Below are 15,553 nucleotides of genomic sequence, written 5' to 3' on the forward strand. Positions count from 1 at the left end.
GCCCAATTATTTCCTTTCAAACATTGGTTACATGAAGACCATCATCCGGTTTCAATAATAAGGAGATAATCAATGTCACGCATTTCTACCCCATCCTCCATCGAAGCCGCTCCTCAGGAGTCTCGGGCTTCCCTTCAGGCCGTTAAGTCTCAGCTCGGCTCCGTGCCGAACCTGTTCCGTATCGTTGCCAACAGCCCACAAACCCTGGAAGGTTACCTTGGTTTGAACGGCGCGCTTGGTAAGGGAACTTTGCCCGCCGCAACACGAGAGCGTATCGCTCTGGCCGTGGCCGAGCTGAATGGCTGTAACTACTGCCTCTCCGCACACACCTACCTTGCATCCAACCTTGCCAAGCTCTCTGAAGACGAGATCGTCAAGAACCGCAAAGGCAGCTCAGAGGACGCGAAAGCCGCTGTTGCTGTTGAGTTCGCGGTCGCCGTCGTCAAGAACCGCGGTCAGGTTTCCGATGCTGCTGTGCAGGCTGTACGCGATGCAGGCTACTCTGATGCAGAGCTCGTTGAGATTGTTGGTCATGTGGCCCTGAACACGCTGACCAACTACATGAACGAGGTTCTGGGAACGGAAGTGGACTTCCCAGCCGCTAAAGAACTTGCCTGATATCACAGGCAGGTGGGGCCCAAACCACCTGCCACCCTTCCGGAGATCGTCATGACCAGACCACCACTCCCACCGTTCACACGGGAAACAGCCAGCGCCAAGATCCGTGCGGCGGAAGATGGCTGGAACTCAAGGGATCCGCAAAAGGTTGCTTTGGCCTACACGCCAGACTGCCAATGGCGGAACAGAGCCGAATTCGTAACCGGTCGCCAGGAGATTGAGCAGCTGCTCACTCGCAAATGGACCCGAGAGCTCGATTACCGCCTTATTAAAGAGCTATGGGCCTATGAGGGTGACCGCATCGCCGTTCGCTTTGCCTATGAGTATCATGACGACTCCGGACAGTGGTTCCGTGCATATGGCAACGAAAACTGGGAGTTCGCAGAGGACGGCCTGATGAAGCGCCGCATTGCGAGCATCAATGAGCATCCGATCAAGCCGGAGGAGCGCAAGTTCCATTGGCCGCTCGGTCGCCGCCCGGATGATCATGCCAGCCTGAGTGATCTGGGTCTTTAACTGGAGGAACCCCCATGTATTCCAGTGATATTGCCTTTACGCCCACCGTCAAATCCATCCAGAGCCGCAAAGGCTCGCGCCGTGGCTATGCCAGCATGGAAGAAAGCGGTGGCTGGAAGACCGAAGTCACCGACGATCTGGCTCAGTACATCGCCGCGCAGCGCAGTTTCTTTCTGGCAACCTCCAATGCGGATGGTCAGCCCTACATTCAGCACCGTGGCGGCCCAATGGGCTTTCTCAAGGTGCTTGATAATCGGCGCCTTGGTTTTGCGGATTTTCGCGGCAACCGGCAGTACATCAGTCAGGGCAATCTGGAGGACAATTCCAAGGCCTTCATCTTCCTGATCGACTACCTGCAAAAGACCCGCATCAAGATCTGGGGCACGGCCAAAGTCATTGAAGACGACCCTGAGCTGATCGAGCAACTGATGCAGTACGACCAGCCTTATCGCGCCGCGCCGGAACAGGCGATCATCTTCACCATTGATGCGTGGGATGCCAACTGCCCGCAGCACATTCCTGTGCGTGTGGATGCAGAATGGGTGAGATCGGCGCTGGAAGAAAAAGAACAGAAGATTGCAGAGCTGGAAGCACAGATCCAGAAGCTGCAAAGCGCCGTACAACCTAGTTGAACAAGAATAGCGGGTGGGCAACCTCACCCGTTACTGCGTATTCCCGAGACTTATCTGGCCCTAATATCGGGAATACGCACTATCTCTTTTCTATTGTGGGCCACCATAAAAATCACCCACTGCTTCTTTTCAATCTCTGTCACCGCCGCAATCAGCTTTGCAGCGAACGCATCCGCCAAAGCAGACGCCGGTCGTTGGGATGGCAGCAAAATAGAAATCGCCAAAACCACCTTTGGTGCAAACGGACGAAACACGAGTGAGCTGTGTTCCCGGGCCGTGTTCAGATAGCCATCCGCTGTCATCGGGTCACAAATGCAGTAGCACAGGCCATCTTCCACCAGCTTCAGAGCAGGCAAAAAGTTACGCAGCTCAAAGCGTTGGTTGAACTCCGCTCTCTGGTCCTCAAAGGCCATCCGCGTGGACACGCAATTGGGATGCATCTCCGGCAGTGTCGCCAATGGTTTGCCGGAGAGGTCTTTGGCCTCGATAATCTCTTTGCGCGCCAATGGATCATCACTCCGCAGGGCGCAAATGCAGTTGAGCAGGAAGTCATGGGTGAACAGCGCTGTGTTTGGGGCAGGGGTCTCCGCCAGACCAACGTCATATTGCTGAGAGGCCACCCACTCCTCAATCACGTTGGAGCCACGCATCATCAGCGAGACCTTCACATCTGACTTGTCCTGCACGAACTCGGAGATCAGCTGCGGTACGAGCACCTGAGACGACGCTGGCATGAATGCCACGTTGAGCCGTCCCTGTTGCAGGGAGCCAATCTCGCGCATGGTCCGTGTTGAGCGCGCCAGACGATCCAGAATGGCTTCTGCCTCTCCCAAAAAGAACTGCGCTTCCGGTTTTCGGATCAGTTTGCCGCGCTGCCGCTCAAACAGCTCGATGCCCAATTCCTGTTCCAGATTGGAGATCAGAGAACTTACCGCAGGTTGCGTTCTACCAAGGGTACGTGCCGCTTCAGAGATGGAACCGGTGCGCATCACTTCACGAAATGCCTGCAACTGTCGAAAACTCAGGTTCATGTAACTGCCTGTAATTGTGAGGCAATCACATGCCCCATAATTTTTTTCTATACATCAATAGATTAAATCATTTTGATTTTATAGGTCAAAATCGAAATCTTCCCCGGAACAGCACTGCGGACATCTACTTAGGGAGGATTGCTGATGGATCGCTTTATGAGCCTGCTGCTGACGGGCTGATCTGCCTTGTTGCATTGGGCCAGTTTGTACAGGTGATCACGCGATACTTGCTTGAGATCCCAGTCCTGGGGCTGGAAGAGAGCCTGCTTTACCCAACAATGTGGCTTTACATGGCCGGTGCGGTGAACGCATCGCGCGAAAACAGCCATATCCGCGCCAACGTTCTTGAGATCTTCCTCAAAACACCAAAACAAGTAGCCGTTCTCGCGCTCATCGGCGAAGCGCTGAGCCTCGTCATCGGCTGCTGGCTCACCTACTGGGCGTGGGACTTCACCAAATACTCCATACGGGTCTGGAGAGAGAGCCCAACCCTCTACATCCCAACCTTTTACGTGGATGTGGCGTTGATTACCGGCCTTGTGCTGATGATGGTCTTCACCGCAATCCAGCTTGGCCGCCACATCTATCAGGTCGCGACAGGCAACTACCCACCATCAGCCACACATACAACAGAATCCCAACAAGAGGAGCTGGCCTGATATGGTTGAGATTGCACTTCTTTCCGTTGCAGTTCTCGTTATTCTGCTCACTCTTGGCGTGCCGTTGCCCTACTGTTTTGGTGCGGGCCTGATGACCATGTACTTCGCTGGCGACGTCATCATGAAGGGCAACATGCTCTGGGGCTTCCAACAGCTTGGCAATCCGGTTCTGCTTGCAATTCCGCTGTTTGTTCTGGCGGGCACGATCATGAGCGTCAGCGGCATTGCCGCCAGTCTGCTCAACTTCGTCAACATCTTCATCGGCCATCTGCGCGGTGGTCTGGGCGTTGTGGCAACTGTGAGCTGTGCGCTCATCGGTGCGATCTCCGGCTCTGGCCTCACCGGTGTGGCCGCGATTGGTCCGCTTCTCATTCCTGAAATGGAAAAGCAGGGCTACCCACGCGCTTACGCCACTGCACTCATCGCCAACGCTTCTCTGCTTGGCCTACTGATCCCACCAAGCGTGACCATGATCGTCTACGGCTGGGTGACAGACACATCCATTCTTGCCTGTTTCCTTGCAACGCTTGGCCCGGGCCTGCTGATCATGTCCAGCTTCTCTGTTGTGAACCTGCGTCTGGCGCGCAAGTTTGACCTGAAGCTGGAAGACCGCCCGCGTGGCAAAGCCTTCGTGCAGGAAGCCAGCCATCGCGGTTTCAAGGCAACCCCGGCGCTGCTCATGCCCGTCATCATCCTTGGCGGCATCTACGGCGGCATCATGACCCCAACTGAGGCGGCGGCTGTTGCGGTGATCTACGCAATCCCTGTTGGCTTCCTCATCTACCGTGGTCTGGATGCTAAAACATTTCTTGGTGCAGGCAAAGAAGCTGCGACTTCCGTTGGCGCAATCATGCTGATGATCCTGTTCTCCATGATCCTTTCCCAGATGTTCGTTCTGGAAAGCGTGCCTCAGGAGCTGGTGGAAGCCATCTTCTCCATCACTGAGAACAAGATTCTGTTGCTGATCCTCATCAACATCCTGCTCTTCCTTGTGGGCATGGTGGTGAATGACGTGACCGCGATCATCCTGATTGCTCCGCTGCTTCTGCCTCTCATGGAAGCCATCGGCATCAGCCCGATCCAGTTCGCAGCGATCATGGGCGTGAACACTGCCATGGGTGGCGTGACCCCTCCATACGCTTCGATCCTGTATCTGGGCGCACGCATCGGCAAGGTGCCGGTCACACAAGTGATCCGCCCGGCCATGATCCTGATCCTGTTTGGCTATCTGCCAGTGGTGTTCCTGACCTCCTTCTGGTCAGACCTGTCTCTCTTCATTCCCCGGCTCTTTGGTTACTGACCCCATCACCAGACAAGAGCCCAAAGCGAGCTGTGGGAGCAGCTCCAATAACAGCAACCTCAGTTGCGATTGAAAACAAAACACAGAGGTGAACTATGATTTTGAAGGCATTGAAAACGACCCTTGCGCTGGCAACCATCATTGGTGGTGTAAGTGCAGCATCTGTCGCCCACGCCAAAACACTGAAGATCAGCCACATCCGTCCGCAGGGTGCAACTGTTGATCTGGAAGTGAAAGACCTTGCTGAAGAACTGAAAAAAGCAACCAATGGCGATCTGAAGCTGAAGATCTTCGCAGCAAGCGCACTGGGTGATTACACCACTGTGCAGGAGCGTATTTCCGTTGGTGCAATCGACATGGCTGTGCAGCCGGCAGCAACTGCTGTTGAGCGCAAAATGCAGATCAGTGCTTTCCCATATGTGGCAGAAAACTGGGAGCAGGCGCAGAAGATCTATGGTCCGGGTGGTGCAATCCACGACGCGATGAAAGAGCTTTATGCCAAGCAGGACATCACCATGCTGGCAGCGTATCCGGTGTATTTCGGCGGTATCGCGCTGAACCGTGACGCTGTTGCTCCAGGTAATCCAAATGCAGACAAAGGCATCAAGGTTCGTGTGCCTGGCATCAAAAGCTTCCAGCTGACCGCAGACGCACTGGGTTACATCAGCTCCCCAATCCCATTCTCTGAAGCCTTCACCGCTGTGCAGACCGGTGTTGTTGACGGTGTGGTTGGTTCCGGCGCTGAAGGTTACTACGCCTCCTTCCGTGATGTTGCGAAAACCTACATCCCGGTGAACACGCACTTTGAAGTCTGGTACCTGATCATCAACACTGAGCGTTTTGAAGGCCTGGATGAAAGCTCCCGCAAAGCTCTCGTAGAAGCTGCGAAAGAGTTTGAAGCCAAGCGTTGGTCCAAAGCTGAATCCGATCAGGGTGCATTCGAGCAGAAACTGGCAGACTACGGTGCAACCATCGTCAGCCTTTCTGATGATGAGTTGGCAGCAGCGGCCAAGAAAGTACGCGCAGACGTATGGCCTCAGATCCTGAACGATGTTGGCGCTGACTGGGGTCAGTCCATTCTTGAGAAGATCAAGAACTAAGCACTCAGACCGCTAGGTCTCCAATCGGATCAGGCAGTCTCGTTCCCCCACCGGCCCCGACCCCGGTGTCATCGAATTGCCTGATCCGCCCGGTTTTGGAGGCGCTTGCCTCCCAATTGAAATGTGCCAGTAAAAGGCAGGTCCAATGTTTCGCTCACTGCGCAAAACCGAGACCCCGAATGTCTCCATCACCATAAACGGGCAGGCGGTTCAGGTAGCTGAAGGCTCCAGCCTTTGGGCAGCCATGGCGCTTTCCGGCACAACGCAAACCCGTCTGGCCTCCGTCTCCGGCGACCAACGCTCCGCCTATTGCGCGATGGGCGTGTGCTTTGAGTGCCTTGTTGAGATTGATGGCATCCCCAACCAACAGGCCTGCCTCGCCAAGGTTTCTGAAGGAATGGAGGTTCGCAGCCAGCTGCTGACCGAACAGTCCATTGCTCCACTTGGTTCAGATGAGGGAGCGCAGCATGACTGAGATTTTTGACCTTGCCATCATCGGCGCCGGCCCCGGCGGCATGTCTGCCGCTTTGCAGGCCGCAGAGTTTGGCGCCTCCGTTGTGGTTCTGGACCGGAAGGCGACACCCGGCGGCCAGATCTACCGCGATGTCACACAGAGCCCTCTGCTGGATCCATCCGTTCTGGGTGTTGAGTACACTGAGGGCGCAGAGCTGGTGAACGCCTTCCTTGCCGCAGACATTGACCGCCACCAGAACGCAGATGTCTGGCACATTGGCGAGAATGGCGAAGTTCTCTATTCGCAAGACAACCAGACCCGCCGCCTTGTCGCCCGCGAACTCATCATCAACCCCGGCGCTATGGAGCGTCCGTTCCCAATCAAAGGCTGGCATCTTCCCGGTGTGATGACCGCTGGCAGCGCTCAGGTGATGTTGAAATCGGACGGCATGGTGAAAGACGGTGCCATCTTCGCAGGCACAGGCCCGCTGCTGTACTTGATCGTCGCCCAATACCTGCGCCTCGGCGTCACCGTCAACGCCGTCGTGGACACAACACCAGCTGGCGGTATTGGTCGCGCTCTGCAGCATCTGGGCGGTGCGCTGAGCAAACCAGCTTACCTCATCAAGGGCCTGAAGCTCCTTAACGAGATCCGCAAAGCTGGCGTTCCGGTCTTTCGCCACGCATCCGAGCTGAGCGTTCTGGGAGAGAGCAAGGCCGTCGGCCTGCAGTTCAAACAAGACGGTCGCACACACTCCGTCAACGCTGACCACATCTTCCTGCATCAGGGCGTTATTCCCAACCTCAACATGACCCGCGCCCTGGGTATGGACCATCACTGGTCCGAGCAACAGCTCTGCTGGACCCCAACACTTGACGACTGGGGCCAGAGTTCCATCCCACACATCGCCGTGGTTGGTGACGCCGCTGGCATTCAGGGTGCTGAAGCAGCTCGGCACGCAGGTCGTCTGGCTGCGCTGCAAGCCATGCACAAACTTGGCAAGGTGAATAAGTCGGATTTGGGGAGCATGAGTGCGGACCATTTGAAGGCGATGAACGCATTCAAAGCCTTCCGCCGTTTTCTGGACGCATACTACGCGCCTCCAACACAGCAACGCATTCCAACGCAAAATTCAACGTTGGTATGTAGATGTGAGGAACAGACCGTTGGTCAGCTGCGTGCCGGGTTTGAGCAAGGTGCGAAAGATCCCAATGCTCTCAAGCCTTAACACGGTGCGGCATGGGGCCGTGTCAAGGCCGACAGTGTGGACATACGGTCAGCGAGCTGCTGGCGGACTGGCAGAGCAAGCCTGTCTCAGAGGTAGGCTACTACCGTCTGCGCTCCCCACAAAAACTGCTAAGCATCGAAGAACTCAGTCATTTTCAAGAAGTGCAACCTGCACCAAAACCAGCCGAGGTGTCCGCATGAATTTTGATGCACTCATCATCGGCGGCGGAATCCATGGCAGCGCAACGGCCTATCACCTTACAAACGCTGGCATAAAAGCTCTGGTGCTGGAAAAAGACTACGTTGGCCGCCATGCCTCCGGCGTAAACGCAGGCGGTGTACGCTTGCTGGGCCGCGACTTTGCAGAAGTCCCCCTCTCCAAAGAGGCTATGACACGCTGGCAAACGCTGGATCAGGAGCTGGATGCCGACACGGGCTTTCGCCGTCGCAGCCTGATCAATATCGCAATCGATGATGCGGATATGAGCAAAATCAGCAGTCGCATCAATCAACTAGCGGAGTCGGGTTATGATCACGAAGTTCTGATCGACCAGCAGGAACTGCGCGAACGCCTGCCTCATGTAGCCCCCAACTGCGTTGGCGGTGTCGTCTCCGAGCAAGACGGTTATGCCATCCCCTACAAAGCAACAAGCGCATACCGATTAGCAGCTGAGCGCGCAGGCGCAATCTTTCATGAAGGCGAAGCCGTTCAATCTCTACGCCAAATCGGCGACAACTGGCAGATCACCACGGACAGGGCAACCTACAACGCAGGCATTCTCATCAACTGCTCCGGCGCTTGGGCAGACAAAACCGCTGTTCTGATGGGCGACAATGTGCCCCTCTCGCACAGCGCGCCCATGCTGATGATCACCGCCCGTATGCCACACTTTGCCGGGCCAGTGGTCGGAGCGATCTCAAGGCAGCTGTCGTTTAAACAGTTTGAGAATGGAACTGTCCTCATCGGCGGCGGAGCAAGGGTTTTGCAGACCGCGACAACAACCGAACAACGCTGGACTACAAGAAACTGGCGCTTGCTGCCGAGACGACTAAGACCTTCTTTCCTATCATGAAAAAGGCCGTCATCAATCGTATGTGGGCTGGATTGGAGGCGTACATGCCAGACAATCTTCCGGTGATCGGCGCCGGAGTGAATGCACGCAACGCCTACCACGCCTTCGGGTTTTCCGCGCACGGTTTCCAGCTCGGACCAATTGTGGGGGATGTTCTCACTCAGTTGGTCACCACTGGCAAATCCAGCTTTGATCTAACCCCGTTCCGCATTGATCGCTTTGAGCGCAAGGTGCTCTAACTCTTCAATTTTCCAAGACAACAGGAAGTATACCAATGACCATTGAACGCGTGGACTCCAACCACCGCATGAGCAAGATCGTCAAGCACAACGGCACCATCTATCTGTGCGGCCAGACCGCTGCTGATAACCCAAGCTGGGACATCACTGAACAAACCCGGCGCTGTCTAGCAAAGGTTGATGCTCTGCTGGAACAAGCTGGCAGCGATCGCAATAAAATCCTCTCCACCACCATTTATGTGCGTGATATGAAAGACTTCGCGGCGATGAATGCAGTTTGGGATGCATGGGTTGCTGATGGTGAGAAACCAGCGCGCGCATGTGTGGAAGCGCGCATGGCTCGTCCAGACATTCTGGTTGAGTTCACTGTGGTTGCTGCGCAGTAAGATTAAGCTGAGCCCGTGGTAACTGCGGGCTCTCTACTTCTGGACGAGGCCTTCCACCATCACTTCCCAAGATGCCAGAAAGCGACGCTCCACCTCGTTATTGGTGCCCTCAAGACGGCTCAGGATCAGAGTTCCTTCAAACAACTCAACGATGGCTTCAACGATATGCGTTGCATTCGCTTTGCGGATCACGCCGTTTTCCATTCCCTCGACAATCTGTTCGCTGATACGGCTGCGAAGCAGACCGAAGAACTTCTTCAACACCACACGTGCAACATGGTGCTTGTAAAACTCCACCCAGATCGCCGTCAGTTCTGAGTGCGTTCCAAGGTAAATCAATGTGGTCACACAGATGGAACGGATGCGTTCCAGCACGTCGGCATCAGACTCTGTTTCCTCCTTGATCTGCTCAACAATCTCGTCATCGCACATCTGCAGATACTCAGCCAGGATCTCATCCTTACTGGCGAAGATGGAACCGATGCTTTGCTGGGAAAGCCCGGTTTCCTTAGCGATATCCTTGAAGGTGGTGTTGAAATAGCCGTTACGCGCGAAACAACACAAAGACCCTTGAAGAATGATCATGCGATCATCCTGCAGTGCAGCCGGAATATCCTCTCTGCTTTGCTGGGGGCCCTTCATAAACGCTCTCCAAAGTCTCGGTCGCAACAAGCTTCTGGTCGCAATACGGCTGTTTTCGGCGATTCAAGGGAGACGCTAGCATGTAATCATAGCCCCCGCGCCGGATGATCACGGGCAAGGTTGATACGCTTTTTTCCCGTTCACTAAGCTGAAAGCTTCCTTTGATTTGAGTTTGAGGAATTTATGCAAGCTTACAAACTTGTAAAATTGGTGTCCGGCAGCTGAAAAACTGGCGGGCTACTTCTTGGATGTCCCGGCAATAACGCCCCCAAGGAGATACACTATGAAAACAATCAGTATTTTGATGAGTTCCGTTCTTTTAACTGTTGCTTCAACTGGTTTTGTCGCTGCTGCTGGCACATCTGCCCCGGAGGTCGACCTTCAGATCAATACACCTTTCATTGTTGCCGATGCCCGTTCCGTTCAGGAAGAACACCGCGCTGAGAAAGCAGGATCCTGCAAGGATTATGATGACTCTTCCGAACACGGTGAAGGGCATGATGAACGTAACGAACACGACGACCGTGATGAGCACGATCGCTACGATGATCATGACGAAGATCGCAACCACGACGATTGCGACCGCCACGATGAAGAAGTTGAGCGCGAGCACGAACACGAGCGTTCAAGCCGATCCCACGGCTAATACTTCCCGCGGGTAGTCCCCAACACCGCCCGAGGAAGTGCGCATCAACGTTTCCAGACGTTGATGCGCTTTCTTGACCGGATCAACCGGTTCGTGCAAACACAATGTACTGCAGTTACTCAGAGTATCTTATGCGCATTCTTTTGCTGGAAGACGACATCGAAATTGGAACATGGGTTGAAGACGGCCTCTCCAAGGCTGGTCATGTGATTGATTGGGTCAAAGACGGCCACGATGCGTTTTTGAATGCAACCACACGCGAATATGATGTTATCGTTCTGGACCGCATGACACCGGGTCTTGATGGCCTGTCGGTTCTGAAAGCACTGCGCTCCACAAACAACTCTGTCCCCGTCCTGTTTCTCACCGCACTTGGTTCCGTCGAAGACCGGGTTGAAGGGTTGGACGCTGGCGGAGATGACTATCTACCCAAACCCTTTGCTTTCTCAGAGCTTTTAGCACGCGTTTCCGCGCTTGGTCGCCGGCCCAGCACCAACTCAGGCGAAACAACAAGCTGCCTTGAAGTGGAGAAGTTCCAACTCAACTTGTTAAAGCAGCAATGCACCCGAGCAGGACAGCCAGTTCCGCTCAATGCAAAAGAGTTCCGTTTGTTTGAAACCTTCATCCGCAACAAAGGCCGTGTGTTGACCAAGAACATGCTGCTGGAGAAGGTTTGGGACATGAACTTTGACCCGACCAGCAGTGTGGTAGAGACGCATATCAGCCGACTGCGCAGCAAAATCGAAAAGCCGTTTGATATAGAACTCATCCGGACCATTCGTGGGGCAGGGTACATACTGGATGATTAGGTCGCTCAAACACCTCTGGCAAATGTCCGCCTTACGTCAGGCCTTTGCGCTGACATTGGTGTTTTTGGGCGTGCTGCTGACAACAGGTTTGCTGGCAAATGTTTCCATTCGCGCGAACCTCAACCAAACCATCGACAATGAGCTTCTGGACAAGTTTGATCAGATCAAGACTGATCTTTCTCGTGGAGCAACCTATCAGTCGATTGCCGGCTCTTATCAATCGGAATCCGAACATTTCAGCGTCGATGAGTTTATCAGCTTCAAGTCTGATGCCGGCAAAATCTACGGCTATCCGATCCCTGACCTTTACGGTGAAACCGGCTTCATAAACCTCGCGCCCTATTACTTTCATGAGGACGAAGAGGATGAGGAGAGCGGCGAGCATGCTGAATCTGAGACCAGTTGGCAAGCCTATGTGGGCCGTGTTCCCGGTGGCACGCTTGTTGTGGGAGCCAGCCTGCGGGCACGAAATCAGCTGCTGAACACGCTGCCTTATGCCTTCTTGTTCAGCGGCGGTGTGATGATGCTGATCACGCTTGGTGGTGGCCTCTGGTTTGGTTGGCGGGCGCAGCGCCGTCTCTCCAAAATCACGCATGCTCTCGACCAGATCGCAGCTGGTGATCTGACAACCCGGATCGCCCCTCAGGACTGCAAGGATGACCTCGATATCCTCTCTGTGAAGCTGGATGACACTACGCGGAGGCTCGCAACAACGCTGCAGCAGGTCAGAGACCTTTCCGTCAATATCGCGCATGATCTGAAGACTCCTCTCACACGGCTCAGAGCTCAACTGGAGCAGACGCAGGAGCAGAACCTGAGGGGTGTCAGCGACGCTGAGGGTGTCGCCGCTGCACTGAAGAAAACGGATGAACTGCTCGAAGTCTTTGATGCATTGCTGCGCATTTCGCGCATCCAGTCAGGTGAAAGAAAGAAGCAGTTTCAGCCGCTTAAGCTAGATACGCTGGCAAATGAAGTCGCTGAGATTTATCAGGCAGTCATTGAGGAAACTGGCAGATCATTTGCTCTGGAGATCAAAGAGGCGGCTACGATCAATGCTGACCGTGTGCTGCTCATTCAGGCTTTTGCGAACCTCATCGAAAATGCTCTCCGCCATACACCACAGGACGCTAAGGTCACCCTTTTTGTATCAGGCAATACCATGGGCTTGAGGGACAATGGCCCCGGTATTCCGGAGGAGTTCTATCCGCGCGTGCTTGAGCCAATGTTCCGAATGGAGAAAAGCCGCAGCACACCGGGCGCAGGGCTGGGGCTGGCACTGGTGAAAGCCATCGCGGACTTGCATCAGGCTGAGTTGATCTTGTCTGCACCGTCTTCAGGCTCCGGCCTCAGTATCAAGTTTGTTTTAGCAAACGAGCAAACAGGAGCAAACTGACTCAATCACGGTTCAAACTCGAACTGATTGCCAAACAGTTTGCTCAGTGCGCCATGTCATCTTTCACACCAAACATTTTGGAGAGAGGTGTACTCATGAGCAGCAAGATCCTTCTGATTACCGGTGATTTTGGTGAAGATTACGAAGTCATTGTTCCCTTCATGCTGCTGAAAGCCATTGGATATGAAGTGCATGTTGCCTGCCCCCAAAAGCGGGAGGGGGATACAGTTGCCTCCTCCATTCATGACATCAACAAAAACTACCAAACCGTGACAGAGTGGGAAGGGCACCGCATCAACATCAATGTGGCTCTCGACCACCTCAACCCTGCTGATTACATCGCGCTGGTTCTCCCCGGAGGTCGCTCCTGCGAATACTTACGCACCTATCCGATTGTGCGGGAGGTGACTGCGCATTTCATTACGGAAAACAAGCCGATTGCATCCATTTGTCGGGGTGTTCAGATCCTGCTGTCCACGGGCCTTTTGAAAGGCAAAACCATGACCGGCAACTTTGTCTGCGAGACGGAGGTCCAGATGGCGGGCAACACCTATGAGAAGCTGAACTATGAAGGTGTGGTGGTCGATGGCAACATCGTTTACGGCGTGGAGTGGCACGGCCTCTGGGCCTGGATGCAGGCATTCATAGAAAAGCTTGGTGTATCCATCGAGCTGCCGCCTAAGGATGGTCGCGTAAAACCCATTCCCGGAGAAGGCTACACCTATAAAAGTCTCGGTTAGAGCACCGTATTTTTGATGCTCTAACCGATTGGTATCACTTAGCTGTTTGCATCAGCAACCGGATAGTGAGTGCCGGGTTGCGTGGGAAGAAGTTCATCGGCTGGATATGGATGGTCTTCCACTCCGTAGACATGACCGGCCAGTCTTCCATACGCGGTACATGATGGAAGCCTGCGGTGAACCAGGTGACCACGTCCTTGTTCATCAAGTCGCGATCCTGTTTCACCCATTCGGCCAGACCATCAGAGCCGTCTGAACCCATAGCCAACTCACCACCAGCGTAGCGCTCTTTTGGATCGTAAGCCGTGTTCCATACGCTGTACTCGATGTAACGGTTGCGTACGAATGGTGCATCGTTCTCAAAGTCAAACGGTGCGTAAGACACACTGCCGTGGTGGATCATGTAGCCCGGCTTGTGACCAAGATATCCGTCCACGTTTCCGTTCATCACCATAAAGGCTTTCGGCTTCATGGAGCTGAGGCGGAAGCGGCCTTCCATCTCGCTTTTCACCGGTGTGTTCTTCACCGTCCAAAGTGAACGGCGTGGGATGTTGACCGGAGGCTCACCACCAACAATTTCCTGAACCATCATTGTGTTATCTGGTCCATCGACATCAAAATCGAGGCGGAAGTTGAAGTAGTGATCGTGGAATGGGGCCACGAGATATGGCGCAATGAGCGACCCATATTTCGTATCTTCTGCAGCAGTTGGATCTGTTAGAGTTTTCGAGGCAACACCCTTCACCGCATCAAGACCAGATGCGCCCACTTTCAGGTAGATGGTGCCATCTTGTTTGAAGCGATAGTCGATCAGGTAATCATAGTTGCCCACTTCAGAGGCCGTGCGGATGACCAGTTCTGTTTCTGGGCGACCTTCAGCCGGAACGAACTCTGTTTCTGACTGGGCAAACACCTCAAAATGACGCCATGCCGGGTTTCCGATATCCCGCTCAAAGATGCAGATTGCGTCAGGGATCTCCAAAGGCTGGCCCATATCATCATGGATGAGGGCAGGGAGGAAGGTCGCATAATCCGGGCAATCCACGTTCTTGCGCAGCGGTGTGAGGAACAAGCCAAAGCCATACTCGCCGCTGTCCATATAGGTGCGCCAGTACCAGCCTTCCGACGGGTCCATATACGGCACAAACACCTCAGAAAGCGATGCCTGATAGAGCACGGAGCGCCAATTGTTGCCATCATTGGCTTTCACTTGCGACAGAACGAGCCCGGGGCGTTTATCGACGCGGTAGCGCATCTTCCAGATGTCCCAGGTGATCTCACTTCCATCGATAGAGAAGTTCGGGCCACCTTCCTGACGCAAACGCGCCGGATTGGTTTTGGCTCTCAGTGCCGTGCGTTTGGCAACTTCATCTTCGTTATAGCCCCAATCATCCTCAGGCAGTGGAACTGCGCCTTCGTCCAGCACATCCAACACTTTGCGCTCGGAAAGTTCCACCACGGCCACCAGCCCCTCAACCGGTTTGGCGTAGAAATTGGAACTGGTTGGGTTCACGTAACAAGGCACCTTCATCAGGCGCTTGCCTTTCTCGGCATCACTGAAGAAGTTGCCTGCCGTTAGCGGAAGGCAGAATACGTCGTCTGGCGTCAGTCCACGCTTCGCGAGACCTGCGACCATGCGCTCATCTCCCAACGCGATCTCCATGGCAGACATGAAGTCCGCCAGCATGATCATCGGCTGGCCTTCCATCGCGGAAGTGCTCTCAACAGTGCCTTTGGTGATGTTCACCACGGCCTGATGGAACTTATCGTTTTCCTGAAAATGCACCGTTGCTCTGCGATCAAGGCTCCCATCCGTCGCATTGCTGAGCACAGCCTGCTTGTGTGGTTCAAGAAGCTCAATCAGCGGGTAAAGAGTTTTGTCGCTGGCGATACTCGCTTCAATCAGCGTCGCGCGAACCGCGTTTAGCTCATCTCCCGTCAAGCCGTCCAGTGGATGCAGGTCAGCAGCGTAAGCCGCCGATGTGAGCATCGAAGCGGCGACGAGCCCCCCCAACAGTTTTGAAGTCATTGGTTCCCTCCCAGTGAAAGGGGAGATGAACCCTCCAGCGTCTTCTCCCCCAAATTCCG

18 protein-coding genes are annotated in these 15,553 nt (G+C 54.4%); 15 read left to right on the forward strand and 3 right to left on the reverse strand.

Going from position 1 to position 15,553, the window contains the following annotated elements; genetic code table 11:
* Positions 1-72 precede the first annotated feature (72 nt).
* From JCM12308_RS11670 to JCM12308_RS11680, 3 genes are read left to right on the forward strand one after another with little or no spacing between them, the layout of a single operon-like run.
* Positions 73-618 carry a carboxymuconolactone decarboxylase family protein gene (locus JCM12308_RS11670; protein WP_054783842.1) on the forward strand — a complete coding sequence of 182 codons (546 nt, stop codon included), beginning with the start codon at positions 73-75 and terminating at the stop codon, positions 616-618.
* Between the two features lie 51 nt (positions 619-669).
* Positions 670-1,134, forward strand: coding sequence for a nuclear transport factor 2 family protein (locus JCM12308_RS11675; RefSeq protein WP_054783843.1), 465 nt, complete (start codon positions 670-672; stop codon positions 1,132-1,134).
* Positions 1,135-1,148: 14 nt separating this feature from the next.
* Positions 1,149-1,766, forward strand: coding sequence for a pyridoxamine 5'-phosphate oxidase family protein (locus JCM12308_RS11680; RefSeq protein WP_054783844.1), 618 nt, complete (start codon positions 1,149-1,151; stop codon positions 1,764-1,766).
* Between the two features lie 50 nt (positions 1,767-1,816).
* Here the strand turns inward: JCM12308_RS11680 and JCM12308_RS11685 are convergent, their stop codons facing one another.
* Complete coding sequence (locus JCM12308_RS11685) at positions 1,817-2,797, reverse strand: LysR family transcriptional regulator (RefSeq protein WP_208978486.1); 981 nt, start codon at positions 2,795-2,797, stop codon at positions 1,817-1,819.
* Between the two features lie 29 nt (positions 2,798-2,826).
* Between JCM12308_RS11685 and JCM12308_RS11690 the strand changes: the two genes are divergently transcribed.
* From JCM12308_RS11690 to JCM12308_RS11720, 8 genes are all read left to right on the forward strand, one after another.
* Entirely contained in the window at positions 2,827-3,456 is a 630-nt protein-coding gene (locus JCM12308_RS11690) for a TRAP transporter small permease (RefSeq protein WP_208978487.1), read from the forward strand.
* Position 3,457: 1 nt separating this feature from the next.
* Entirely contained in the window at positions 3,458-4,756 is a 1,299-nt protein-coding gene (locus JCM12308_RS11695) for a TRAP transporter large permease (RefSeq protein ID WP_008550834.1), read from the forward strand.
* Between the two features lie 95 nt (positions 4,757-4,851).
* Positions 4,852-5,856, forward strand: coding sequence for a TRAP transporter substrate-binding protein DctP (gene dctP / locus JCM12308_RS11700; protein ID WP_054783845.1), 1,005 nt, complete (start codon positions 4,852-4,854; stop codon positions 5,854-5,856).
* Positions 5,857-6,001: 145 nt separating this feature from the next.
* Positions 6,002-6,331 (forward strand): (2Fe-2S)-binding protein, encoded by a 330-nt coding sequence (locus tag JCM12308_RS11705; protein ID WP_008550871.1) that lies wholly within the window; start codon positions 6,002-6,004, stop codon positions 6,329-6,331.
* Entirely contained in the window at positions 6,324-7,538 is a 1,215-nt protein-coding gene (locus JCM12308_RS11710) for an FAD-dependent oxidoreductase (RefSeq protein WP_208978488.1), read from the forward strand. Before JCM12308_RS11705 ends, JCM12308_RS11710 begins: the two co-directional genes overlap by 8 nt.
* A gap of 196 nt (positions 7,539-7,734) precedes the next feature.
* A complete protein-coding gene (locus JCM12308_RS11715) occupies positions 7,735-8,610 on the forward strand; it encodes an NAD(P)/FAD-dependent oxidoreductase (RefSeq protein WP_208978489.1) in 876 nt (291 codons plus the stop codon).
* The gene (locus JCM12308_RS32255) at positions 8,565-8,849 is read left to right on the forward strand and encodes an NAD(P)/FAD-dependent oxidoreductase (RefSeq protein WP_280138374.1); all 285 of its coding nucleotides are present in this window, start codon (positions 8,565-8,567) and stop codon (positions 8,847-8,849) included. The genes JCM12308_RS11715 and JCM12308_RS32255 overlap by 46 nt, the downstream gene beginning before the upstream one ends.
* A gap of 35 nt (positions 8,850-8,884) precedes the next feature.
* Positions 8,885-9,235, forward strand: a complete 351-nt coding sequence (locus JCM12308_RS11720) for a RidA family protein (protein ID WP_014290435.1) — start codon at positions 8,885-8,887, stop codon at positions 9,233-9,235.
* 33 nt (positions 9,236-9,268) lie between these two features.
* On the opposite strand, the gene JCM12308_RS11725 is transcribed toward JCM12308_RS11720, so the two are convergent.
* Positions 9,269-9,877: a TetR/AcrR family transcriptional regulator gene (locus tag JCM12308_RS11725; RefSeq protein WP_008551248.1), complete on the reverse strand. Its 609-nt coding sequence runs from the start codon at positions 9,875-9,877 to the stop codon at positions 9,269-9,271.
* A gap of 283 nt (positions 9,878-10,160) precedes the next feature.
* On the opposite strand from JCM12308_RS11725, the gene JCM12308_RS11730 reads away from it, so the two are divergent.
* From JCM12308_RS11730 to JCM12308_RS11745, 4 genes are all read left to right on the forward strand, one after another.
* Positions 10,161-10,523, forward strand: a complete 363-nt coding sequence (locus JCM12308_RS11730; protein ID WP_054783846.1) for a hypothetical protein — start codon at positions 10,161-10,163, stop codon at positions 10,521-10,523.
* 131 nt (positions 10,524-10,654) lie between these two features.
* The gene (locus JCM12308_RS11735) at positions 10,655-11,332 is read left to right on the forward strand and encodes a response regulator transcription factor (RefSeq protein WP_008550965.1); all 678 of its coding nucleotides are present in this window, start codon (positions 10,655-10,657) and stop codon (positions 11,330-11,332) included.
* 22 nt (positions 11,333-11,354) lie between these two features.
* Positions 11,355-12,725 (forward strand): sensor histidine kinase, encoded by a 1,371-nt coding sequence (locus tag JCM12308_RS11740; protein WP_208978490.1) that lies wholly within the window; start codon positions 11,355-11,357, stop codon positions 12,723-12,725.
* 95 nt (positions 12,726-12,820) lie between these two features.
* The gene (locus JCM12308_RS11745) at positions 12,821-13,465 is read left to right on the forward strand and encodes a DJ-1/PfpI family protein (protein WP_054783848.1); all 645 of its coding nucleotides are present in this window, start codon (positions 12,821-12,823) and stop codon (positions 13,463-13,465) included.
* Between the two features lie 34 nt (positions 13,466-13,499).
* Here the strand turns inward: JCM12308_RS11745 and JCM12308_RS11750 are convergent, their stop codons facing one another.
* On the reverse strand, positions 13,500-15,494 hold the full coding sequence (locus JCM12308_RS11750; RefSeq protein ID WP_054783849.1) for a copper amine oxidase: 1,995 nt from the start codon (positions 15,492-15,494) through the stop codon (positions 13,500-13,502).
* Positions 15,495-15,553 lie beyond the last annotated feature (59 nt).

Source organism: Pseudovibrio denitrificans JCM 12308, from assembly GCF_001310815.1.
Taxonomy (GTDB): domain Bacteria; phylum Pseudomonadota; class Alphaproteobacteria; order Rhizobiales; family Stappiaceae; genus Pseudovibrio; species Pseudovibrio denitrificans.